A 25,318-nucleotide genomic window follows, 5' to 3' on the forward strand; every position below is an offset into this window, starting at 1 on the left:
CAATCGTCACTCATTAGCTTGCTATGGTTTCTGTTTCAGGCTGAAGTGGTCCATTGACTTGTCCTTTGTCTAAGTGCCCTTCTTTAACACCCCAGATATTGAGGATTCTTTCATAATCGCCAGTGTCCATAAGGTGTTGCAGTGCTGCAGCAATAGCAGGACCTAGAGGAGAATTTTTTGGCACTGCAAAACCATAAGGTGCAGCTTGGAACATTTCGCTTGATGTCTCTAGCGCTCCGTCGGAACGCTCAATTGCCCATGCTAGGACAGGGGAGTCAGAGGCGAAAGCATCTGCTCGTCCTAATACTAATGCTGTTGCTGCTTGGTCAGAAGTCGCATAGCTGAGGATTTCAATTGGTTTTTTCCCTTCTTTAACGCATTGCTCACTCAGTGGGCGAACATCATCACTTTCTGCGACTGTAGTGCGCTGCACAGCCACACTGAGTCCACAGGGATTATTTCTGTCTACTGGCTTATCGACGCGCTGTCCCCATTGAATACCCGCGTAAAGAAAATCAATGAAGTCATAGTTTTCTCTGCGTTCGATGGTATCGGTAAAACCACTTGCACCTAGGTCAATGGTTCCTGCTGATAGCGCAGGCAAAATCAAGGCAAAATCAAGTTGTTTTACTTGCCATTCCAATCCCATAACGTGAGCAACGGCACGAGAAAGATCCATCTCCATGCCAATGATTTCGTTGCGTGAATTCTTAAACATGAAAGGGGCATAGGGTGGGAAAGCTGCGACGACAAGGGTGCCACGTTGTGCTAACTCATTAGGAACTAAAGCAGCAATTTCTGGTACTGCAGCAGGTTGGATGTCTTCCCAGTTTTCCGGATAGCCTTGTTCCTCATTTGTGACACAAGCACTAAGGTTTAGTGATAAAACGATTATCGCAATAGTGCTTATCACGGTGGTGATAATCCGAGAGTGTCCGGCTATATTCATAGAAGAAGTATCACATATTATTGAGTTTTATGCATAATTGCTGTTTGATGACTGGCTTGAAGGGGCTGTAAAAAAGATCGTGAAAGAATGATGATTTATGGCATTGTCTTTATGTGAAAAATGCCCTCTAGCTGTGGATTAACTTTTTTTGTGATGATGGGTTACTATAGTCATCTGTACCGCCCCAGTAGCCCAATTGGCAGAGGCAACGGATTCAAAACCCGTCCAGTGTGAGTTCGAGTCTCACCTGGGGCACCATTATCAGTGTGAACGCTGGCCCTAGAGACATGAAGCAGCATACAATTTTTGTGAAGTGCCCAAAAAGTGTCTTTATTATTTCTCTTTATTGCTGGCTTACTCTGAGTTCTGCGGTAAATGTGCAGTCCACCCCAATGGTCGATATTTCTTCGGTAGTTTTTCTACCACCAAAAGATAAGAATCAGTGATTAATTCTTCTAATAATTTTTCCGATATGCTCGGACCTGCTTGCACGGTGTACCAGTGTTTTTTGTTCATATGATAGCCAGGAAGAATATCGGCATAAGAAAGCTGTAGTGCCTTAACATCTTCAGGTGTGCCTTTAAGAATAAGGATTCTTTTACCTTTCAGAATGGTCGTGAGCATAAACCATTTTCCTGCAACTCGTGCTGCTTGGAAATTGTCGCTAAAAGGATATAACTGTGCATCGGTAAGACTCGTGCTTACCTGGCAAGCAAAATCATATAGACGCTGGTCAGTAAGTTCCATAGGGTCTATTCTAAAAGAAACTCACATGGAGCAGCGAACTTTCATTAGACTAGAAGATTGTGACTAACGCAAACACTTCTCGCAAGCACTTGATGCTTATCGACGGACATTCCATGGCTTTCCGTGCTTTTTATGCATTGCCAGCAGCAAATTTTGCCACCTCGGGCGGGCAAGCCACAAATGCTGTGTATGGTTTTTTATCCATGCTTGCTAATGTCATCGAGGAGCAGCAGCCCACCCATGTGGCGGTTGCGTTTGATGTGGGGCGGAAAACTTTTCGTTCTGATCTCTTTCCTGAATATAAGGCGCAGCGTGAAGCAACTCCACCTGAGTTTAAGGGGCAGGTGCCACTGATTAAACAGATTTTGGCTACTTTGGGAGTTGTATGTATTGAAAAAGAAAATTACGAAGCTGATGATATTATCGCTACGCTAGCTACTGCTGCTGGCGTTCTTGGTTTCCGAACTTCTATCTTGACAGGTGATCGCGATTCTTTCCAGTTAGTTAATGAGAAAACAACAGTTCTTTATCCGCTTAAAGGTACATCGTCGATTAAGCGTTTTACTCCAGAAGCGGTAAAAGAGAAGTATCTGGTGACTCCGCAGCAGTATCCTGATTTTGCTGCATTGCGAGGTGATCCATCAGATAATCTTCCTTCTATTCCAAAGGTGGGGGATAAAACCGCTCAGAAATGGATTGTTCAGTATGAATCTTTGGATAATCTCATCACGCATGCTGATGAAATTAAGGGTGTCGTCGGGCAGAATTTTCGGGAATCTATTGAACAAGTAAAGCTCAATCGCAAATTGACTGAGATGGTCAAGGATCTTGCGTTGGCTGTCACTCCAGATCAATTGGAACTTAGCACTGTTGATATAACCGCAATGGGGGAAAAATTTGATGAACTCGAATTTGGTACCAACTTGCGTGAGCGTGTGTTACGTGCTTTTGCTGCGGACAATCCGACTCCTGTTGCGGTTGAAGGTATGGAAACAACTATCGACGCTGATCCTTTGATGTCCTGGCTACAGCCTCGTTATGAATCTTGTGAGCCTCTAGCAGTTTTTGTCGAAGGTGAAGGAATACCTGCAGGGGGAGACGCATGGCGCTTAGGGATTGTCGATACCCAACGACATGGTATTGCCATTGATTTGGCAGAAATCGGTCCTGAAGAAGAGAAACTTGTTGCTGCATGGTTAGAAAGTGAATCGCCAAAATATTTTCACGATGCAAAAGCAGCATTCCATATGTTTGATGCGCGAGGTATCGCGCTTAACGGAATCGCACACGATACCGTTCTAGGAGCCTATTTGTTGCGTCCTGGACAGCGCAGCTATGAGCTAAAAGATGTCTATCAGCGCCATGTGCAGCGTGTATTACATATTGAGCAATCAGAGCAGTTATCGCTTTTAGACATGGTGAGCTTGGATCAGTTGGTGTATAACGCGGCAGCTGTGCTCGACCTTGTTGAAGTATTGATTGTGCAGTTGCAAGATATTGATGCTTATGAGTTGTATTCCGATTTGGAATTGCCCTTGTTAAGTATTCTGGCGCGCATGGAAAAGGCAGGAATTAGCGTCGATGTTCCAACTTTAGAAGAACAACTAGAGATTTTTGTAGAGCAAGTACGCGAAGAAGAAGCTGCGGCGAGGGAACTTGCCGGTGCCCCTGATCTGAATTTATCAAGTCCAAAGCAGTTGCAAGTTATTTTGTTTGATACGCTCGGCTTGCCGAAAACCAAGAAGACTAAGACTGGCTATTCCACTGCGGCTAAAGAAATTGAGATGCTGGCGCTGAATCATCCACATCCTTTTTTGGATCATCTATTGGCGCACCGAGAGTATCAGAAAATAAAGACTACTCTTGAAGGACTTATTAAAGCAGTTAATTCCGATGGCAGAATTCATACAACGTTTAAGCAGACAGTTGCTTCTACCGGACGGTTGTCTTCTACGGAACCGAATTTGCAAAATATCCCAGTGCGTACAGCTGCTGGGCAAAAAATTCGTTCGGCTTTTTGCGTTGGGCAAGGTTATGAAACGCTTTTGACCGCTGATTATTCTCAAATTGAAATGCGAGTCATGGCGCATCTTTCTAAAGATCCGGGGCTTATCGACGCCTACCGCCAGGGCGAAGATCTCCATAATTATGTGGGCTCACAAGTGTTTGATGTTCCGGTAGATCAAGTGACCCCAGAGCTACGACGCAGGGTAAAAGCCATGTCTTATGGTTTGGTGTACGGTCTGTCTGCTTTTGGCTTATCGCAACAGCTCAATATCCCTCGATTAGAGGCTAAAGAGATTATGGAAAGCTATTTTGAGCGGTTTGGTGCAGTCAAAGAATATCTTGATCAGGTAGTTGTTCATGCACGTAAAGATGGTTACACGTCCACGCTTTTTGGTAGAAGAAGATATTTACCAGAGTTATCGTCACCTAATCGTGTGGCACGTGAAAATGCTGAACGGGCTGCCCTGAACGCACCGATTCAAGGCACTGCGGCAGATATTATTAAAGTCGCTATGCTGCGAGTGGATAAAGAATTACGTCGTGCGCAGACAAAATCCAGAGTCCTACTGCAGGTGCATGATGAATTAGTAGTAGAAGTGGCACATGGAGAATTAGAAACAGTGCGTTCCATTGTGGAAACTCAAATGGATAATGCGATCAAGCTGAGTGTACCGCTTGAAGTTTCAACTGGAATTGGAAAAAACTGGCAAGAAGCCGCACACTAGAGCATTGTCTGAGACACGCCAAGGATTCTATTTGCTCTAGCAGGAGATATAGTCTAAAATCGCACAAGCGTGTCTATGTAATTTTTTCCTTGTCTTCAGGTAGGAGGAGTACGAGGTGAAAATGCGGGATCATAATATGTGTAATGCGTTATGAGAGACACAGAACTGTCCATCAACTATTCCTACATTTTCGGAGCATTTAATGCCAACCAATAATGTCCCTCAGGTAGCCATCAATGATATTGGTTCCGCTGAGGAATTCCTCGCAGCAGTCGACGCAACCATCAAATACTTCAACGATGGAGACATCGTCGAGGGTACCGTGGTGAAAGTTGATCATGATGAGGTGCTGCTCGATATCGGATACAAGACCGAAGGTGTTATTCTATCCCGCGAGCTATCAATTAAGCACGATGTTGATCCTGAAGAGGTTGTTCAGGTCGGCGATAAAATCGACGCACTTGTTCTCACCAAAGAGGATAAAGAAGGTCGTCTTATTCTTTCCAAGAAGCGTGCACAGTACGAGCGTGCATGGGGCGCTATTGAAGAGCTACAAGCTAAAGGCGAGCCAGTTACTGGTACCGTTATTGAGGTTGTTAAGGGTGGTTTGATCCTTGACATTGGGCTTCGTGGTTTCTTGCCAGCGTCTCTTGTTGAGATGCGTCGTGTTCGTGATCTTGATCCATATATCGGTCAGGAAATTGAAGCGAAGATTATCGAACTTGATAAGCAGCGTAATAATGTTGTTTTGTCTCGTCGTGCATGGTTGGAGCAGAACCAATCTGAGGTTCGTTCTGACTTCCTCCACAAGCTACAAAAAGGTCAAGTACGCAAGGGTGTTGTTTCCTCTATCGTCAACTTTGGTGCGTTCGTTGATCTTGGCGGTGTAGACGGTCTTGTTCACGTTTCCGAGCTTTCTTGGAAGCATATCGATCACCCAACTGAGGTAGTTACCGTTGGCGATGAGGTCACTGTTGAGGTTCTTGATGTTGATCTCGACCGTGAACGTGTTTCTTTGTCACTCAAGGCTACCCAAGAGGATCCTTGGCGTGTATTCGCACGTACTCATGCAGTTGGACAGATCGTTCCTGGTCGTGTGACCAAGCTCGTTCCATTCGGTGCATTTGTTCGTGTTGAAGAAGGTATCGAGGGACTCGTACATATCTCCGAGTTGGCACAACGCCACGTTGAGGTTCCAGATCAGGTTGTTACTGTTGGACATGAGGCAATGGTTAAAGTTATTGACATTGACCTCGAGCGTCGTCGTATTTCTCTCTCCCTCAAGCAGGCTGACGAGGACTACACCGAAGAATTCGATCCATCCAAGTATGGTATGGCTGATTCTTATGATGAGCAGGGCAACTACATCTTCCCAGAAGGATTCGATCCAGAGACTAATGAATGGCTCGAAGGCTTCGAGGAACAACGTGCTGATTGGGAAGCTCGTTATGCTGAGTCTGAGCGTCGTTTCCAGCTCCACACTGCACAAATTGAACGCAACCGTGTAGCTGCTGCCGCTGCTGCTGAAGCAGGCGAGGATGCTAACTACTCCTCAGAGTCTAAAGATGACGCTGCTACTGCTGATACAGCAGAGCAAGCTGCAGATGCTGGTTCATTGGCATCTGATGAGCAATTGGCTGCATTACGCGAAAAACTAGCTGGTAATTAAGTTCCAGTTTTTGCGATAGAACGCATGAAAAATGACCACATTTTATGTGGTCATTTTTTGTTTTTTTCTACACTTTTTGCGGTATCTTAGATTCTGTTCACATCGATTTTTATTGATGATAAAGATATGTCAGTGTAACTATCTTGGTAACTATCTTAGGAGGTATCGCATGGCAACAGCCGTAGCACAAGCGGCTGAATTTATCGTAGAGCATATTGGTGGCGCAGATAATATCTCTTCGCTCACGCATTGTGCAACTCGATTGAGATTCCAGCTTAATGATCGCTTACTTGTGGATCGAGAAAAACTCGATCAGCATCCAGATATTCTTGGTGTCGTAGAACAAGGAAATAATGGGTTGCAAGTAGTTATGGGAGGTGGCGTTGCGAATTATTATCAGCAGATTGTGCAACTACCAGGTATGAGTAGTGCGATCAAAGATGATGATTCACAGCGCACATCAGCTACACGCACTAAAAAAGAATATGGTGGAGTCCGGGAAAAATACTCATGGCTCGACTATTCTTTTGAGTTCTTATCTGATACTTTCCGTCCAATACTCTGGGCATTGCTGGGTGCGTCACTTATTATTACTCTTCTTGTTATTGCAGACACCTTGGGATGGCAAGAGTTTCGTGCTGACTTATCAACGCAACCTGCTGGTTACCAGCTACTTCATGCAATGTATCAGTCAGTATTCTACTTCCTGCCGATCATGATTGGTGCTACAGCATCAAAGAAACTAGGCGTGAATGAATGGGTTGGAGCAGCAATTCCTGCTGCATTATTAACACCAGAGTTTATAGGGCTAAGCGATATCGCACAGAAGATAAACTTTTTGGGTGGACAAGCTCAAGCAGTAGAGATTTTTGGTATCCCACTGATACTCAATAGTTATAGTGGGCAAGTTTTCCCACCTATTTTGGCAGCTATAGGGTTATTTTTTGTGGAAAAGATATTGCGAAAAATTTTCCCTGAAGCAGTACAAATGGTTTTTGTACCGTTCTTTTCATTACTTATTATGATTCCGCTCACGGCGTTTCTTCTTGGTCCATTTGGTATAGGTATCGGTAACGGTATTTCCCATATGCTCAATGCGATTAATTCTTTCTCACCATTTATTATGGCGATCATTATTCCGTTGCTGTATCCATTCTTAGTACCGCTTGGGTTACACTGGCCACTTAACGCCATCATGATCGTTAATATCAATACACTTGGTTATGATTTCATTCAAGGTCCGATGGGGGCATGGAACTTTGCATGCTTTGGTGTGGTAGCAGGAGTATTGTTGCTATCAATCCGAGAAAAAGATACCGCAATGCGTCAAGTTTCTTTTGGTGGCTTAATGGCAGGTCTTTTTGGCGGTATTTCTGAACCATCACTGTATGGTGTTCTTCTTCGATTCAAGAAAACCTATTTCAGCTTGTTGCCTGGCTGCTTCATCGGTGGCATAGTGATGGGTATCTTTAACGTAAAAGCCAACGCCTTTGTGTTTAGTTCTATTTTCTCAGTGGGTGCAATGACACCCGGCGGTGGATATGCACTGGGATTACTTGTGGCTTTCTTTACTTCCTTCTTCTTAGTGGTCTCTTTTGATTACCGTGCCAAAGCAGAAAAACAAGAAATTTTGGCACGACTAAACCAACACAACAATGCTGAACCTCATAAGCTAGAAACAAAACCTACTGCTGCCAATAGCGAGAATAAGCCCACCGCACACCTGGTGGACAATGCTAGTCAAGAAAAAATGGATACGAACCACGTGCAGCATAGTCAATCGGATGTCGAGTCTGGTACAGCTGCGGAACAATCAGTATCTCTGCAACCAGCGGTAAAGACTGCATTGGTTCCTGGAACACAGACTGATATTTCTAGTCCGCTTGAAGGCGAGGCAGTAGCACTTTCTCAGGTACCAGATCCTATTTTTGCTACTGAAAAACTAGGCAAAGGAATAGCGATTAACCCTACGGGAAGTCAGGTAGTTGCACCTGCACCAGCGACGGTCATCAGTGTGCAAAAGAGTGGTCATGCGGTAGGACTGAGACTTGATAATGGGATCGAACTGCTTATCCACATTGGCATTGATACGGTACAGCTAGGCGGGCGGGGATTTGAGGTACACGTCGAACGCAAAGAAAGAGTAGTGGCTGGTCAAAAACTTATTAGTTTTGATCCTAAATATATTAAAACAGAAGGCTATGACTTGATTACGCCGGTACTTGTGGTCAATACAAAGAAATTTGCCGAAGTTGTGTCTTTCCCTGCTGACAGTGTGGATGACTCCACTACGATTATCCGCACTACTGCTCCTGAACGTGCAGAATAGTATTCAAGAAAATATCGCAGTCGTCTGAGTAGTATGAAGATATGAAGCGTATTGGGCTAACTGGTGGAATAGGAAGTGGAAAGTCTACAGTTGCAAAAATTTTTTCCGAACGTGGCTTTCCTGTGATTGATGCAGACAAAATTGCACGAGAGATTGTCGAGCCTGCCAGCCCTGTGCTGGCAGAACTCGCAGATCACTTTGGCAAAGATATTATTACTGCAGACGGTAGTTTGGATCGGGGATTGCTTGCTCAGCGTGCTTTTGCCGATGAACAGCATACTGCTATGTTGAACTCCATTACGCATCCTCACATCATGCAACGTACAGCACAGTTATTCGCAGAAGCAGAAAGCAAAGGCTATGAGTTAGCAGTGTGGGATATGCCCTTGCTGGTGGACAAGGGCTATCACACAGACATGGATAGTGTGATCGTGGTGGATGTTACTGTTGAGCTGCGTATCCAACGACTCATGAAGTACCGAGGCTTCAGTCGAGCCGATGCTCAACAGCGTATTGATGCTCAGATAAGTGATGAGCAACGTCGGCAAGCGGCAACATATGTGATTGACAATAATGGTTCGCTTGAACAATTACGCGAGCAAACTCTCGCTGTCATCGACAAACTGGTCGAATAAGCCTTAGTATCGGTACACTACAGGTATGGCTTTTGCTGCAGAACACCCAGAAGATAGCACTGCATTACATCATGTGGAAGATGTAGAACGAGCACCTGGACAATTCCAGGTGGTATCTGAATATCAGCCAGCTGGGGATCAACCACAAGCAATTCAAGAATTGGATGAGCGTCTTAACCGCGGAGAGCGCGATGTAGTGCTATTGGGTGCTACTGGTACAGGTAAATCAGCAACTGCCGCATGGCTCATTGAGAAACAGCAGCGTCCTACTTTGGTCATGGCGCCTAATAAAACACTTGCTGCACAGTTGGCTAATGAACTACGGCAATTATTGCCACATAATGCAGTTGAGTATTTTGTGTCTTACTATGACTATTACCAGCCTGAGGCATATATCGCGCAGACAGATACGTATATTGAAAAAGATTCTTCTATCAACGATGATGTAGAAAGATTGCGTCATAGGGCGACGAGTTCTTTGCTGTCTCGTCGAGACGTGGTAGTGGTGTCCTCTGTATCGTGTATCTATGGTCTGGGCACACCACAATCTTATTTGGATCGTTCTGTGACTCTTAGCGTTGGAGAAGAAATTGAGCGAGATCGTTTTTTGCGTCTCCTAGTCGATATTCAGTATGAGCGCAATGATATTGGTTTTACTCGAGGAACTTTTCGAGCCAAAGGCGATACTGTTGACATTATCCCAGCCTATGAGGAACTAGCAGTGCGCGTAGAGTTCTTTGGGGATGATATTGACGCCTTATATTACATTCATCCGCTTACTGGCGACGTTATCCGCCAAGTAGAAAATATCCGTATTTTTCCTGCGACACATTATGTCGCAAGCCCTGAACGTATGGAAAAAGCAGTTCGTGATATTCGTGAAGAATTAGCACAGCGGCTTATTGAATTAGAAAATCGTGGCAAGTTATTAGAGGCGCAGCGTTTGCGAATGCGCACTGAATATGATCTCGAAATGATTGAAGAAATGGGCTTTTGCTCTGGAATCGAGAATTATTCCAGGCATCTTGACGGTCGTGGAGAAGGTAGCGCACCTGCTACATTGTTGGATTATTTTCCTGAAGATTTCTTGACAATTATTGATGAGTCCCATGTGACTGTGCCACAAATTGGTGGAATGTTTGAGGGAGATATGTCCCGCAAACGCAATTTGGTTGAGTTTGGTTTCAGGTTGCCATCTGCACTTGATAATCGGCCATTACGATGGGCTGAGTTTGAGAAGCGGGTGGGGCAAACTGTTTATTTGTCAGCAACTCCTGGTTCTTATGAGCTAGAAGCAACTGGGGGAGAGTTTGTTGAGCAAGTGATTAGACCAACAGGTCTGGTTGATCCACAGGTACGTGTCAAGCCTACCCAAGGGCAGATTGATGATCTTATTGATGAGATCAGACAACGTACACAAAAGGATGAACGTGTTTTGGTCACTACTCTTACCAAGCGTATGGCAGAGGACTTGACCGATTATCTTCTGGAGAATGACATTAAGGTTCGTTATCTTCACTCTGATATTGATACGCTGCAACGAGTTGAATTACTACGACAATTACGTCTTGGCGAGTTTGACGTATTAGTGGGTATTAACCTGTTGCGCGAGGGCTTAGACCTGCCTGAGGTTTCTTTAGTAGCCATTCTTGATGCAGATAAAGAAGGTTTTTTGCGTTCAACTACGTCGCTTATTCAGACCATTGGTCGTGCAGCTCGTAATGTTTCTGGTGAAGTAATCATGTACGCGGATCGAGTCACTGATTCTATGGCACAAGCTATTGAAGAAACGCAGCGTCGTCGGCAAAAGCAAATTGCCTATAACGAGGAGCATGGTATTGATCCACAACCATTGCGTAAGAAAATTGCTGATATTTTGGATCAAGTTAATGAGCAAAAGCAGGATCACAATGCTACGTCAAGTGCCTCAGGAGCCCAGGCAGATGTAGCGCTTGGCGATAAACCTGATATTAGCGCTATGCCTACACAGAAAGTTCAAGAGCTTATCGACGATCTGACAGCGCAAATGGGTGACGCAGCGCGTGAATTGAAGTTTGAGCTCGCGGGTCGGTTGCGTGATGAAATAGCTGACTTAAAGAAAGAATTGCGTGGACTCAAAGACACAGGTTTGTGATGTATGTTAAAAGTGTTCGGTAAAACTAATCAACAACATACTCTGGATAAGTCGAGAAAGCTGATAAGGGATATTTTTGCTGTTAAACTAGGTAACAATAGCCTTGGCTTGCTGTAGAAAATATAATTTCGTATTTGGAAGGTTCTCATGAGTGATTATTCCACCATTGTTGTAGGTACTGATGGATCAAAGTCATCATTGCTTGCTGTTGAGCGAGCTGCACGCATTGCTGCGGCTTTTGATGCCACGCTTGTTATCGGTTGTGCCTATTATGAGAGCAAAGAAGATGCTTCCAAGACATTGCGTCAAGACTCCATCACTGTTTTAGGTACAGATCCAGCTCAGGAAAACTTAGATAAAGCCGCTGCACATGCCAAGGAAGTTGGTGCAGAAAAAATCAGCACTGCTATTCGTCCTGGTACTCCAGTGGAGGCACTCATGGCGATTGTTAACGAGAATAACGCTGATTTATTAGTAGTAGGTAATCGTGGTATCAATTCGCTTACCGGTCGATTGCTTGGTTCTGTACCAGCGGATGTTGCCCGTCAATCTGATTGCGATGTGATGATTGTACACACAGTAAGCTAGCAGTTCTTTCTTATGAACAATAAAGGCGTGCCGTGACCTGGCGCGCCTTTTGCGTATGGCTTGCGTATTAGCTTGCTACTGGAAATTTTATTGGAAAATCACCAATGATCACCAATGACTGGGTTGCTCGTGTTAAGGCGACATAAAGATTCTGCCAGCCTTGCGGAGACTGTTCCACAATTTCCTGGGGATTAACTACTACAACGTGATCAAATTCTAATCCTTTAATATCACTGACGCTGTAAGTATTTTCCTGACTGATATCGTCGCTGTCTGGAACAATGATGGCGCACAATCTGCTTTCATCTTGTTCTTGGAGTTGTTGCACCACTTCATGAGGGTCGGTATGTGCAGCTAAGAAACGTATGGGAGTAGCCATATCTGCTTGCCGCATTGATAGTGGTTTCTTTGCGTCAGGATTGATGACCTGTAGCACTGCATATGCAAGATCCATAATTTCAGCAGGCGTTCGATAATTAACACTTAGTTCGTGTATCTTAAAACGTTTCTTCACAAATGGCTCCAAGGTCTGTGCCCAGGAATCTACGCCAGCTGGTGCAGATGTTTGTGAAGTATCGCCAACAACAGTCATCCATTTGGCTGGACATCGTCGCATAATCATTCGCCATTCCATAGGCGTTAATTCTTGAGCTTCATCAATGATCACATGACCATATGCCCAGCTATAATCGGCTTTCGCTCGTTGCGCAGTGGTACGATAATCTTGTTGTTGCTGTCGACGTGCTAGTTCCTTGGCATCGATAACGTCGAACGCAGAAAGAACCTCAGCTTCTGTTTCATCATCGAGGTCAGAGTTGGCAGAGCTGGCGAGAATGTCTAAGGCCTCCTGTGCATCAGCGATATTTTCTTCCCATCGCCTTTGTTCTTGTTCACGCTCTTGCTCTGGAGTCGCCAAGCCAATGAGTACGGCTAATTCATCTAACAGTGCTGTATCACTGTGTGTCCACTGCGTACCATTTTCACGCCACAGTGCTGTTTGAGTTTCTACGTCATAGTCATAAGCAACAGTTTCGATGAGTTTCTTACTCTCAAAAAGGCGTGCCAGCACAGTTTCAGGATCAAGTAATGGCCAAAACTCCTCGACAATCTGATCAATAGCTTTTTCTTCAGCCAATTCATCGTGAATATGGGCAAGATCAGCGTCGGAAAGCAAATTATTGCCACCAAGTGGATCTGCACCAATACGTTGTACCATTTGTTCTGCTAGTTGGCTCAGCAGAGATTCCTTAAATAAGGATTGAGATTGGTTATGTGGACGCCGTCCACGCCGTGCTCTGGTGCGGGCAGTTTTTATTATTTCACTGTTTATTTCTAGAGCGATTCCGTCAATGAGAATGCTTCGTGGGCTATGCGGAATGGTCTGATAAGTCTTGATTGTTCGGTCAAGAATAACTAGCATTTCTGTGCTGCCTTTGACTTCTTGAGCCAGTAAAGAATCGACAGAATGAGGCGTTACTCCTGGAAAAAGCTCGCCTATGGTAGAGAGTACAACGCCAGTTTCGCCTAGTTCAGGTAATACTCGTGAAATGTAGTTCAAGAATGATTGATTAGGGCCGATTATCAAGACTCCCGTGCGAGAGAGTTGTTTGCGCCAAGTATAGAGCAAATAGGCAATTCGGTGGAGTGCTACAGCTGTTTTGCCAGTGCCAGGACCACCTTCGACAACCATGACACCACGGGTAGCGTCACGAATAATTTTGTCTTGTTCACGCTGAATAGTCTCTACAATTGACGCCATGTGACCGGTACGAGCACGCTGCATGGCATGAAATAATGCATTTTCACCGGCAATGCCCATGTCATGGGGATTGTGTTGAGTGAAAAATTCATCATCAACTCCAGTTACCACTCGACCAGTGGTGCGAATATGACGACGATGCACGACATCGCTTGGGTGCGCCGTCGTCGCTAAATAGAACGGACGCGCTAGGGGAGCGCGCCAATCGAGCAGCAGTGTGCGGTAATCATCAGCACGGTCATCAAGACCCATACGTCCGATATAGCGCCTATCGATATTTTCCATATCTGGAACGAGATTATCCGCAATACTAGGGTCGGATACGCGTACATCAATTCGACCAAAAACAAGACCAAGGCCAGCGACATTGAGGCGATCAATTTTTTCGTTGAGGAGATGGTACTCAGTTTCACGTTGAATCAACACTTCTGCCTCAGGGTGAGCAGGATCGATTCCAAGTTGTACCTGTCGTAATTTTTCTTGTGCCTGAGCTACTTCTTGATCCAAACGCCCAAAAAGAAAATCAACATATTGTTGTTCACGAGCAATTTCTGCTTGAAGTGGTACATGGCTATGATTTTCGCGCGCACCTGTGGCAGCAGTATTCTCATCATTCGCTAGCGACATGGGATAATTGTTCCTTGAGTGTCATGTTATTTTCAGTCTAGACTCAAGGCCGCCTCAAGGAATACACATGAGGCGGCATAATATAGGCTCAAACTTCGTCAAAGAAAAAACACTAATTAAGAAAAGTTTTTGATTTTCTTTTGTGCTTTTTCGATAGCTTTTGTAGCTTCTTTACGAAGTTTTTCAGCATGCTTGTGCGCATTCTTTGATGAACGCCCAGAGCGCTTTTCTGCTTTGGCCAGAGCTTTATCCGCGCGTTCTTGCGCCTTTACCGCAGATTTTACGAGGCGCTTTTTAGCTACCTTTGCGTTCTTCTGCGCAGCAGTTAGCCAATCTCCACTGTTATCCTTGAAGAAATCTTGGGCAGAATCAGCCACCTGGACAAGCGAAGCACGCGCAGATTGGGTAGCGTCTTGGGCTGTTTCTAGCCAGTCTGCCTTATTCTCGTCAACATAGTCCTGAACACGATCAGCATATTCCGATACTTTTTCAGTTGCCTCGCCAAACCATCCTTTTGCAGTTGACGCAAAGGCAGCGGCATTTTCTGAAGCAGCCTCGCTGAATTTTTCTGTTTCAGATTTTCCTGGAAGAGCCTGCTTTACCTGTTTATTAGCTCGAGAAACGGCCTTATTTGCCCGCCATTTTAGACCAGGCTTACCAGCGGTATCCACAGAGGTAATAGCGAGACCACCAAGAAGGGCAACATTAGTGATGAAACCTTGACGCTGGGCTTGTTTCTGCTCTTTATTTTGTGCAGTCCAGAAGGAATGACGAGTGAAAAGGGTAGGGACGCTCAAAAGGGCTAGCGTTGCGGCAGATAAGCGTGGTGCCTTACCAATAGCAAGAAGAGAACCTGCACCAACCTTAGTAGCGCCAAGTGCTTTGGTAATAAGCTCAGGATCTTCAGGAAGATATTGAGTATATTTACGCGGCAGTACAGTGCGCGCTTGCTTAACAAGAGCCTGTGTTTCTTCGAGATGCTCTTTAGAATTAAGAACAGTATCTGCTCCCTCTGCAACATATACAGAAGCAAGCATAGGACGTGCTAGTTTGCGGATCATGATAAAAGATCGCTCCTTATTTCAATACTTATCGTTATGATTCACTAAACGAATCCGTTTTTTAGCTTACTCAATCTCTTTTCATCGTAATGCTCTAGCATGATAAAAAGACGAAGATAGAAAGCGTCCTTTTCAATTTTACCCATTTTCTTAGCAAAGAGGCAGGAAAGTTATCAACCCGTTACCAGCGACGTTCCCACCAAGAATCAAGCTGTGGTCGCTGTTCTCCCAGGGTAGTGCTTTTGCCATGACCAGGATAAACAATTGAATCATCTGGATAAACATCGAAGATATATTTGGTGACATCATGAAATAAGCGCTCAAAATCGCTTTCACTTGATGTTTTTCCTAAACCTCCTGGAAAGAGACTGTCTCCAGAAAAAATACTTGTTGTTCCCGCAATGGGAGCAATGAGTGCCGCACCGCCTGGGGTATGTCCACGAAGAATCACAATGGGGAGGTCATGTCCAGCAAACTCAATAGTATCGCCATAATGCAGCTCGACATCAGCGGGAACCGGTAGCGCAGGGGCATCAAGATGCGGTGCGTAGTGGGTTGCGCCAGTTGCTTTGATGACATCAGCTAGTGCCCTGCTATGATCCCAATGTCGATGAGTGGTTAAGACTTTTGTAATAGTGACACCTGCGTTATGAGCTAATTCTAGGATTTCTTGTGCGTTATCTGCTGCGTCAATGAGTAATCCTTCATTATTAGCGTGGAGTAAATAGCAGTTATTATCCATCTCCGAAACACTTATATGTGCAAGTGATAACGGATGAGCGATTTTATTATTCATAGTTCACTAGGATAACCGAAAATAATTCGCTGGTATGTTCGATTCTGATATAGTGTGGTTAATTAGTAGATATTTTTAGATAAAATCTCAAGGCAAGAAAAGAGCAATTTCATGGCTGAGCGCTTAGTTGTCCGAGGAGCACGAGAACATAATCTCAAAGGTGTAGATATAGATTTACCTCGTAATTCATTAGTTGTATTTACCGGTTTATCAGGTTCTGGAAAATCCTCTCTTGCTTTCGACACTATCTTTGCTGAGGGGCAACGTCGTTATGTTGAATCGTTAAGTTCATATGCACGAATGTTCCTTGGGCAGATGGATAAACCTGATGTGGATTTCATTGATGGGTTATCACCTGCAGTATCTATTGATCAGAAATCAACTAATCGCAATCCACGTTCTACTGTGGGCACTATTACTGAAGTATATGATTACTTGCGTCTCTTGTATGCGCGAGCGGGAACAGCATATTGTCCACAATGCGATGCAAAAGTAGAACGGCAGACACCGCAACAAATTGTTGATCAGGTTCTGGATATGCCTGCGGGGGAAAAATTTCAAGTTCTTGCTCCAGTGGTACGCACAAGAAAAGGCGAGTTTGTTGAGCTATTCCAAGAGTTAGCTGCTCAAGGGTACTCGCGTGTGCGGGTAGATGGGAAAAACTATTCTCTGTCGGAACCACCTACATTAAAGAAACAAGTTAAGCATGATATCGAAGTAATTGTTGATAGGCTGCAGGTTAAGCAATCGCAAAAGCAAAGATTGACTGATTCGGTGGAAACTGCACTTAATTTGGCAGATGGTGTAGTTATTTTAGAATTCGTCGATAAGCCAGAAGATGATCCACAGCGCAATAGACGTTTTTCAGAGAAAATGTCTTGTCCAAACGGGCATGTACTGAATGTTGATGAGCTAGAGCCCAGAGCCTTTTCTTTTAACTCGCCTTATGGTGCGTGTCAGGTCTGTGACGGAATTGGTACAAAGACAGAACCAGACATTGAGTTACTCATTCCTGATGAGGATGCTCCCATTATTCGATGCGTCCAGCCTTGGACTTCAAGCCCAAACGCCCGATATTTTGAGAAATTAGTGGGGGGCTTTGCTGAGTCCTTGGGGATTGATCCCAAAACTGCTTATAAAGATTTGAGCAAGCAGCATAAGAAAGCTTTTCTTTATGGTAGTGATGAGATCATCACTGTACGTTATAAGAACCGCTATGGCCGGATACGTAATTGGAGTGCGCCTTTTGAGGGCGTTATGGGGTACCTGGAACGTAAATTAGAGGCAACTGATTCTGATTGGTCAAAAGAAAGGCTATTGGCATATACCCGAGAGGTCGCGTGTAAAGCCTGCTCTGGAACCCGGTTACGTCCAGAGATTCTTTCAGTTCGTTTGAGCTCAGCCGGACATGGTGAGCTCTCTATTGCAGGATTATCACAATTATCTGTGGATGCAGCTGCACGTTTCTTGGATAATTTGATGCTGGGCTCGAGAGAAAAGATGATCGCAGCGGCTGTCTTGAAAGAAATACAAGCCAGACTCAAATTTTTACTTGATGTTGGTCTTAATTATCTGACGCTAGACCGTGCGGCAGGTACGTTGTCAGGTGGGGAAGCCCAACGAATCAGATTAGCAACGCAAATCGGTTCAGGCTTAGCAGGAGTGCTTTATGTTCTTGACGAACCGTCGATAGGCTTGCACCAGCGTGATAATCAGCGGCTTATCAAAACTTTAGAGAATTTACGTGATATCGGAAATACGCTCATTGTGGTAGAGCATGATGAAGACACTATTCGGGCGGCAGATTGGCTCGTTGACATTGGTCCTCGAGCAGGAGAATATGGCGGGAATGTTGTTTACCAAGGGAAACCAGAAGGCATATTAGAAAATAAAGAATCGTTAACCGGTGCATATTTATCGGGACGAAAAGAACTTGGTGTCCCTCAACAACGTAGACCTATTGACAAAGAACGTATGCTCAGGATTATTGGTGCCAAAGAAAATAACCTGAAAAATATCAATGTCTCTGTGCCATTAGGGGTATTGTGCTGCGTAACAGGAGTGTCTGGATCTGGTAAATCAACAGTAGTTAATCAAATTTTGGCAAAAACCCTGGCAAATAAACTCAACAAAGCACGGCAAGTTCCTGGGCGAGTGCAACGTGTTGAGGGGGTAGAGCATTTAGACAAATTGGTTCAGGTTGACCAATCGCCGATTGGTCGTACCCCACGTTCTAATCCTGCGACCTATACAGGAGTTTTCGATAAGATTCGTACTCTTTTTGCTCAAACTACTGAAGCAAAAACTCGGGGTTACAAACCTGGTCGATTTTCTTTTAATGTTAAAGGCGGACGATGTGAAGCCTGCCAAGGAGATGGCACGCTTAAAATCGAAATGAATTTCCTGCCTGATGTATATGTCCCGTGTGAAGTATGCCAAGGTGCGCGCTATAACCGAGAGACACTCGAGGTGAAATACAAAGGTAAATCCATCGCAGAAGTTCTTGACATGCCTATCTCTGAAGCAGCAGAGTTCTTTTCTGCGATCACATCGATTCATCGTTATCTCAGTACGCTAAGCGACGTCGGCTTAGGCTATTTACGCCTTGGGCAAGCAGCAACTACATTATCTGGTGGGGAGGCGCAACGAGTAAAATTAGCGTCTGAACTACAGAAAAGATCCAATGGGCGTACGGTGTATATTCTTGATGAACCTACTACTGGTCTACATTTTGAGGATATTCGCAAACTAATGTTGGTCATCCAGGGGCTAGTAGACAAAGGCAATTCTGTCATAATCATTGAACATAATTTGGATGTGATTAAGTCAGCAGATTGGATTATCGATATGGGGCCGGAAGGTGGATCTGGTGGCGGTACTGTGATTGCACAGGGAACACCAGAATCGGTTGCACAAGTACCAGAGTCATTTACTGGTCAATTCTTGGCTGATATCCTTGCGTAGCACTTGGTTGGATCCAATGAATGGGGACATATAAGATCGATTTTTGGTTTGTGCACATTCTTGTGATAGTATCCAAGTTACTACCGCCCAGTGCGTATTGCTATGCACTTGGGTCGCAAGTGGAGATCTTCCCACCTTATTCCGCTTTTGGCTGGATATAGGTAAAAGGTATTGGTTAATGTTTTCATTTCCAATGTGGTGTGATCTCCCGTTATCTCTATCGAGGTGACGGGTTTTCTTATGCCGCCAATAGGGGATCCAGCTTTCGACAACGGTATGTCATATCCATCTGCTACTTGAGGAGTCCCCATTAGCGCTGAAGCTCGCATTAATGAGCGTATCCGAGTACCTGAGGTGCGTCTTGTTGGTCCTAACGGAGAACAGGTTGGCATTGTGCGCATCGATGATGCTCGTAAGCTCGCTTATGATGCAGACCTAGACTTAGTTGAGGTTGCACCTAATGCTAAGCCACCGGTTTGCAAGATCATGGACTACGGTAAGTTCAAGTACGAACAAGCGCAAAAAGCGCGTGAGGCTCGTAAGAACCAACAACAAACCGTGGTGAAAGAACAAAAGTTCCGTCCTAAAATTGACGACCATGATTACGAGACAAAAAAGAACAATGTCGTTCGATTCCTGGAAAAAGGATCGAAAGTCAAAGTGACCATCATGTTCCGCGGTCGTGAGCAATCTCGTCCTGAACTTGGTTTGCGCTTGTTGGAGCGACTTGCTGAAGACGTTGCAGAAGTTGGGATTGTTGAGGCAAGGCCAAAGCAAGATGGTCGCAATATGACCATGGTTTTGGGGCCAGCTCGTAAGAGCAAAAAGTAACATACCTAGAGAAGAAGTCAAAGGATATATTCCATGAAGCAGAAAACCCATAAGGGCACCGCTAAGCGAATTAAGACCACTGGCTCCGGCAAATTGCGTCGTGAGCAAACTAACCGTCGCCACCTCCTCGAAGGTAAGCCATCAACTCGTACTCGTCGTCTGAAGGGTACTGAGGATGTAGCAAAGGCTGACACTAAGCGTGTTAAACGTCTCCTGGGCAAGGCTTAATTTTCGTTAATTTTCTTCCCAATTTTTATCCAAGAATTACCAACCATTTCATCAGTTAGGAAGTATCACAGTGGCACGTGTAAAGCGCTCAGTGAATGCTAAGAAGAAGCGTCGCGTAATCCTCAAATCAGCTAAGGGATACCGTGGTCAGCGTTCTCGCCTCTACCGTAAGGCTAAAGAACAGTGGCTACATTCCATGACTTACTCTTACCGCGATCGTCGTGCGCGTAAGTCAGAGTTCCGCAAATTGTGGATTACCCGTATCAATGCTGCAGCTCGTATGAATGACATCACGTATAACCGTCTTATTCAGGGGCTACGTCTTGCAGAAGTAGAGGTAGACCGCAAGATTCTAGCTGAGCTAGCTGTTAATGATTTTGCTGCTTTCTCTGCAATTTGCGAAACCGCAAAGGCTGCATTGCCAGAGGATGTAAACGCACCTAAAGCTGCGTAACAGTATCTAGTATTAAAACTCCGTTTATTCTAAAGTCGAGAAGGCTTGAAAATAAACGGAGTTTTCTATTTTCTCGCTTTGTGAGTGCTAGAATTAGGCGTTTAGATTTCAATTATAGCCATAGTGATTCGTCCAAAGTATTATGCGCCATGTTCTAGGATTTTTATGTTGATAGATTTCAGCCAACCTTTTACTGAAAAAACACCACGCATTGTTCATGCAGCTAAGCTGCATCGATCTGCTACACGTCGTAAGCTGAAGCAATTTATTGTCGAGGGGGAGAATTCAGTTGATGCTGCCGTCGCTACTGCTGCAGCAACAGATATCTTTGTTACACAACAAGCTGCGCAACGTTTTAGCGAAATTATAGAGACAGCAGGACATTTGGGGATTTATGTTCATCCTATATCTGAGAAAGCAGCTAAATACTTAGCTGATACAACTGCACCAACGGGTATTTTTGCTGTGTGCAAAACGGTGTTGTGGTCTAGTCGAAAGGCACTAGGGCATACGCCAAGGATAGTAAGTATTCCGGTGGAAACAAATGATCCAGGAAATGCTGGAACACTGGTGCGTATCTCAGATGCAATGGGGGCGGATTCAGTTATTTTTGCTGGAAATTGTGTTGACCCTCAAGCCTCCAAAGTGGTTCGTTCATCTGCAGGTTCTTTTTTCCATATACCTGTGGCCAAGAATCCTGATGTTGCGGAAGTGCTAGAACAAGTCAGAGCAAAAAATATGCAGATAATAGCTACGTCGGCTACCGGTGAAGTTAGCCTGGATGAGGCAGATGAATTGTTGGCACAGCCGACGGCATGGCTTTTCGGAAATGAAGCACATGGTCTGCACCCAGAGTTACTTGCACAAGCAGATTATCGAGTTCGCATTCCTATTCGCGGCCGTGCCGAATCGCTTAATCTTGCTACCGCTGCCGCTATTTGTGTTTATGAAACTGCAAAAGTCCAAGCATCTCAGCGTCGAGTCTGATTGTGTAGGTAAGTGTATATAAGATAGACAATGTCTTTGTGCACGCTAGAATAGCTAAAGATCGAAAGAATAAAGTAAAGACAAGAAAGAGTCATTAAGTGTCTGATATTGCTGATAACTCACCCATTGAACTAACTGAGGAAAGCCTGAATGCTGCTGCAGATAGCGCAATAGCAGCATTTGAGGAAGCTCGTAATTTAGAAGAGTTATTAGAGGCTCGCAAAGCACATCTTGGTGATCATGCACCTATTCCTTCTGCACGTAAAGCATTGGGAAGCATTGAGAAGGAATTGCGTAAAGAAGCGGGTCGTATCGTAAATATCGCTCGCGGTAAAATTGAGAAAAAATATGCCGAAGCAAAAATAATTTTAGAGCAAAAGCGCAATGCAGAAGTGCTTAAAGCAGAGCGTGTTGATGTTACTGAGCCGACTACCCGACGCAGTGTTGGTGCACTTCATCCGATTACCACGTTGAGTGAAAATATCGCTGATATTTTCCTTGCTATGGGCTACGAAGTTGCTGAGGGGCCGGAAGTAGAGGCAGAATACTTTAATTTCGATTCCTTGAATTTTATTCCGGATCATCCAGCACGTACTTTGCAAGATACTTTCCATGTATCAGAGCCTGGCTCCAAGCAAGTATTGCGTACGCATACGTCACCGGTACAGATGCGCACTATGCTTTCTCGTCAATTACCTATCTATGTTGTATGTCCTGGTCGTGTTTTCCGTACTGATGAATTAGATGCTACGCATACTCCTGTGTTCCATCAGATAGAAGGGCTGGCTGTAGATAAGGGGCTTACTCTAGCGCATTTGCGTGGTACTTTGGATCACTTGGCGAAAAGCCTTTTTGGTGAGAAAACGAAAACTCGTATGCGTACTAATTATTTCCCTTTCACAGAGCCATCTGCAGAAGTTGACGTGTGGTTTGAGAATAAAAAGGGCGGAGCTGGCTGGATTGAGTGGGGTGGTTGCGGCATGGTGAACCCAAATGTATTGCGTGCAGCTGGTATTGACCCCGAAATATATTCTGGTTTTGCTTTTGGTATGGGATTGGAACGTACTTTGCAATTCCGCAATGGACTCAACGATATGCGTGACATGGTCGAGGGCGATATTCGTTTCACACAGCCTTTTGGTATTCGGGCCTAAAAGTGTACTGATTCTTGATAGCTTGCCGACGCATAGCTAGACGAAAAGCAAACTAACATTTCTGATATTTAAGGAGAAAATATCGTGCTTATCACGCAAAAATGGGTAACCAAATTATTGAACCAAGCCAATCCTGGTTGGTCAGTTAGCTCTGCAGAACTAGATAAAGGTTACGTGCGTGTTGGTTTTGAGACGGAAGGCTATACATCGATTCCAGAAACCACAGGTCCATTAGTTCTAGGTCGTGTCGAGCAGATCGAAGAACTTACTGGTTTCAAGAAACCCATTAGATTTTGTCAAGTAAATGTTGCTGATGCTAATGGCACTGGTGATTTACAACCTATTGTGTGCGGGGCACGCAATTTTCAAGAAGGAGATTTGGTTGTCGTTGCTTTGCCAGGCACGGTACTACCTGGCAATTTCGAGATTAGTGCTCGGAAAACTTATGATCACATTTCTGCTGGAATGATTTGTTCTGCAGCAGAATTAGGTTTAGCGGATAAACAGAATTCGGGAATTATTGTTTTAGATGATTCTTATGGCGTACCAGGGGATAGTGCATATGAAATCCTTGGTCTTGATGACACTATTTTCGATGTGAATATCACTCCAGATCGTGGCTATGCGTTATCTGCTCGTGGCTTGACTAGAGAACTAGCGTCTGCTTTCAACCTCGCTTATACTGATCCAGCTTACGACTCAGCTACCGCAGGTATTGATCTATCTGTAGTACCAGCTGTGCAAGGGGAGTTGCTTGCTATATCAGTATCGGAAGCAACTAAGGCACGTCGATTTGGTTTGCGCAAAGTTAGTGGTATTGATCCAAATGCACAGTCTCCTTTTTGGTTGCAGCGTGAACTTATGTTGAGTGGTCAGCGACCAATTAATGCAGCAACTGATGTGACAAACTACATCATGTTGTTGCTGGGGCAGCCGATACATGCTTTCGACGCCGATAAAATTGTTGGTGGGCTGGAGATCAGAACTGCTCGCGAAGGTGAGAAATTTGAGACTCTCGACCATGTTGAACGCACGTTAAATAGCGAAGACGTTGTAATTTGCGATGAGCGAGGTATTCAATCTCTCGCTGGTGTTATGGGCGGATTATTGTCTGAGATTTCCGAAAATACCACCAATGTGTACTTTGAGGCTGCTACGTGGGATCAGATTACTACGGCACGCACTTCTCGTCGGCATAAGTTAAGCTCGGAGGCCTCTAGGCGCTTTGAGCGTGGGGTAGATTCAGCATTAGTAGAAATTGCTCTCGATTATGCTTGTGCTTTATTAGTTGATATTGCTGGTGGCACAGTCGACAGCGCTCGTAGTATTTACGGAACAGCAGAATCACGCCCAAGTATTTCTATGGAGATAACGCGACCTGGCACTGTTGCTGGTGTGGATTATCGCCCAGAGACAGTGATCCAGCGCCTTGAAGAAATTGCTTGCGATGTTCGTCGCGACGCTCAAAACGGTGAATTACTTGAGGTAACGCCACCAACATGGCGCCTTGATCTTAATGAAAAAGCGGATCTTGTGGAGGAAGTGTTACGCCTTGAAGGATTAGAGGATATTCCGTCACTTATGCCGCAAGCACCAGTTGGTCGTGGATTAAGTCCTGCTCAAAAGCGTAAACGAGCTATAGGGCACAGTCTTGCGTATAACGGTTATGTGGAGGTCATTCCTACGCCTTTTATTCGTAACGATATTTTTGATATTTGGGAGTTAGCGGCTGATGATCCACGTCGTAAGGTCGTGAAGGTACAAAATCCACTAGATACAGATTATTCTGTGCTGGGTACTACGCTGTTGCCGTCTTTGTGTGAGACTATAGGTCGCAATATCGCTCGTGGTCACAGTGATGTCAGCATTTTTGGTATGCAGCAGGTGGCTTTTGCGCATAAAGAGTCTTCTCCGATGCCTAGTGTGCAGCATCGACCAAGCGAGGCAGAATTAGCGCAGGTATTGGAATCCCTACCAATTCAGCCGTTGCATGTGGCTACTATTGCTACTGGAAAAATTGATGCTGAGGGTGTGTGGGGAGCTGGTCGTGACTACACATATGCAGATGCTATTGAATCAGCACGTATTGTGGCTCGTGCGGCAGGAGTCGAACTTGAGGTTGCCAATACTGATGAAAATGGTTATTTACCTTGGCATCCTGGTCGCTGTGCCCAATTATTGGTTGCTGGTGAAGTTGTTGGTTATGCAGGTGAATTGCATCCACAGGTGCTTGATCGTTTAGGACTGCCTGCGCGTGTATGCGCTATGGAGATGAATGTGAGTGCTATGCCGCTGAGCGAGCCTATGCCAGCGCCTGTGCTTTCTGCTTTCCCGACGCTTAACCAAGATCTTGCTTTGGTTGTTGATGAGGAGGTTCCTGCGGAACAAGTTCGTCGTACGATTCGTGAAGCAGCTGGGGATCTTCTGGAGAAGGTGGAACTTTTTGATGTGTATCGTTCAGAACGTTTGGGAGCAGAAAAGAAATCTTTGGCTTTCTCCTTAACTTTCCGTGCTCCGGATCGGACACTAACCGATGACGAATGCTCGGAGCGTAGAATGGCTGCGGTTGAATTAGCAGCACAGCGTTTTGGGGCTGAAATGCGTGCGTGATATGTAACCAACACATATTGCATATTATTCATTCATTTGCATAAAAGTGTGTGGTGTGGCATAC

The 25,318-nt window shown here is 44.8% G+C and carries 18 protein-coding genes and 1 tRNA gene; 14 read left to right on the forward strand and 5 right to left on the reverse strand.

Annotation, left to right across the window (positions count from 1 at the left end; translation table 11 throughout):
* Positions 1–13 precede the first annotated feature (13 nt).
* Positions 14–949: an ABC transporter substrate-binding protein gene (locus tag EML15_RS08455; protein ID WP_144274879.1), complete on the reverse strand. Its 936-nt coding sequence runs from the start codon at positions 947–949 to the stop codon at positions 14–16.
* Positions 950–1,130: 181 nt separating this feature from the next.
* Here EML15_RS08455 and EML15_RS08460 point away from each other — a divergent pair.
* Positions 1,131–1,207, forward strand: a tRNA-Leu gene (locus tag EML15_RS08460).
* A gap of 96 nt (positions 1,208–1,303) precedes the next feature.
* Here the strand turns inward: EML15_RS08460 and EML15_RS08465 are convergent.
* On the reverse strand, positions 1,304–1,696 hold the full coding sequence (locus tag EML15_RS08465; protein WP_144274881.1) for an MmcQ/YjbR family DNA-binding protein: 393 nt from the start codon (positions 1,694–1,696) through the stop codon (positions 1,304–1,306).
* Positions 1,697–1,788: 92 nt separating this feature from the next.
* Between EML15_RS08465 and polA the strand changes: the two genes are divergently transcribed.
* The 6 genes from polA (at position 1,789) to EML15_RS08495 (ending at position 11,783) form a co-directional block, all read left to right on the forward strand.
* On the forward strand, positions 1,789–4,428 hold the full coding sequence (gene polA, locus EML15_RS08470) for a DNA polymerase I (protein WP_144275001.1): 2,640 nt from the start codon (positions 1,789–1,791) through the stop codon (positions 4,426–4,428).
* Between the two features lie 202 nt (positions 4,429–4,630).
* Positions 4,631–6,097, forward strand: coding sequence for a 30S ribosomal protein S1 (rpsA, locus tag EML15_RS08475; RefSeq protein ID WP_144274883.1), 1,467 nt, complete (start codon positions 4,631–4,633; stop codon positions 6,095–6,097).
* 169 nt (positions 6,098–6,266) lie between these two features.
* Positions 6,267–8,426: a glucose PTS transporter subunit IIA gene (locus EML15_RS08480; protein WP_144274884.1), complete on the forward strand. Its 2,160-nt coding sequence runs from the start codon at positions 6,267–6,269 to the stop codon at positions 8,424–8,426.
* 41 nt (positions 8,427–8,467) lie between these two features.
* Positions 8,468–9,061, forward strand: a complete 594-nt coding sequence (coaE, locus tag EML15_RS08485) for a dephospho-CoA kinase (protein ID WP_144274886.1) — start codon at positions 8,468–8,470, stop codon at positions 9,059–9,061.
* 25 nt (positions 9,062–9,086) lie between these two features.
* Complete coding sequence (gene uvrB / locus EML15_RS08490) at positions 9,087–11,195, forward strand: excinuclease ABC subunit UvrB (RefSeq protein ID WP_144274888.1); 2,109 nt, start codon at positions 9,087–9,089, stop codon at positions 11,193–11,195.
* Positions 11,196–11,342: 147 nt separating this feature from the next.
* Positions 11,343–11,783, forward strand: coding sequence for a universal stress protein (locus EML15_RS08495; protein WP_144274890.1), 441 nt, complete (start codon positions 11,343–11,345; stop codon positions 11,781–11,783).
* Between the two features lie 67 nt (positions 11,784–11,850).
* Here EML15_RS08495 and EML15_RS08500 read toward each other — a convergent pair whose 3' ends face one another.
* The 3 genes from EML15_RS08500 to EML15_RS08510 form a co-directional block, all read right to left on the reverse strand.
* Entirely contained in the window at positions 11,851–14,169 is a 2,319-nt protein-coding gene (locus tag EML15_RS08500; RefSeq protein ID WP_144274891.1) for an AAA family ATPase, read from the reverse strand.
* A gap of 116 nt (positions 14,170–14,285) precedes the next feature.
* Positions 14,286–15,230 carry a DoxX family protein gene (locus EML15_RS08505; RefSeq protein WP_144274893.1) on the reverse strand — a complete coding sequence of 315 codons (945 nt, stop codon included), beginning with the start codon at positions 15,228–15,230 and terminating at the stop codon, positions 14,286–14,288.
* 181 nt (positions 15,231–15,411) lie between these two features.
* Positions 15,412–16,014 (reverse strand): MBL fold metallo-hydrolase, encoded by a 603-nt coding sequence (locus EML15_RS08510; RefSeq protein ID WP_168195100.1) that lies wholly within the window; start codon positions 16,012–16,014, stop codon positions 15,412–15,414.
* A gap of 123 nt (positions 16,015–16,137) precedes the next feature.
* On the opposite strand from EML15_RS08510, the gene uvrA reads away from it, so the two are divergent.
* The 7 genes from uvrA (at position 16,138) to pheT (ending at position 25,254) form a co-directional block, all read left to right on the forward strand.
* Positions 16,138–18,990, forward strand: a complete 2,853-nt coding sequence (uvrA, locus tag EML15_RS08515; RefSeq protein WP_144274897.1) for an excinuclease ABC subunit UvrA — start codon at positions 16,138–16,140, stop codon at positions 18,988–18,990.
* 309 nt (positions 18,991–19,299) lie between these two features.
* Positions 19,300–19,821, forward strand: coding sequence for a translation initiation factor IF-3 (gene infC, locus EML15_RS08520; protein ID WP_144274899.1), 522 nt, complete (start codon positions 19,300–19,302; stop codon positions 19,819–19,821).
* Between the two features lie 33 nt (positions 19,822–19,854).
* Entirely contained in the window at positions 19,855–20,049 is a 195-nt protein-coding gene (rpmI, locus tag EML15_RS08525; protein WP_144274900.1) for a 50S ribosomal protein L35, read from the forward strand.
* A gap of 70 nt (positions 20,050–20,119) precedes the next feature.
* Positions 20,120–20,503 (forward strand): 50S ribosomal protein L20, encoded by a 384-nt coding sequence (gene rplT, locus EML15_RS08530; RefSeq protein ID WP_144274902.1) that lies wholly within the window; start codon positions 20,120–20,122, stop codon positions 20,501–20,503.
* Positions 20,504–20,668: 165 nt separating this feature from the next.
* Positions 20,669–21,490, forward strand: a complete 822-nt coding sequence (locus EML15_RS08535; protein WP_144274904.1) for an RNA methyltransferase — start codon at positions 20,669–20,671, stop codon at positions 21,488–21,490.
* Positions 21,491–21,588: 98 nt separating this feature from the next.
* Entirely contained in the window at positions 21,589–22,644 is a 1,056-nt protein-coding gene (pheS, locus tag EML15_RS08540) for a phenylalanine--tRNA ligase subunit alpha (RefSeq protein WP_144274906.1), read from the forward strand.
* An 84-nt stretch (positions 22,645–22,728) separates the two neighbouring features.
* A complete protein-coding gene (pheT, locus tag EML15_RS08545; protein ID WP_144274908.1) occupies positions 22,729–25,254 on the forward strand; it encodes a phenylalanine--tRNA ligase subunit beta in 2,526 nt (841 codons plus the stop codon).
* Positions 25,255–25,318 lie beyond the last annotated feature (64 nt).

The organism is Corynebacterium sp. sy017 (assembly GCF_017918135.1).
In the GTDB taxonomy this organism is placed as follows: Bacteria; Actinomycetota; Actinomycetes; order Mycobacteriales; family Mycobacteriaceae; genus Corynebacterium.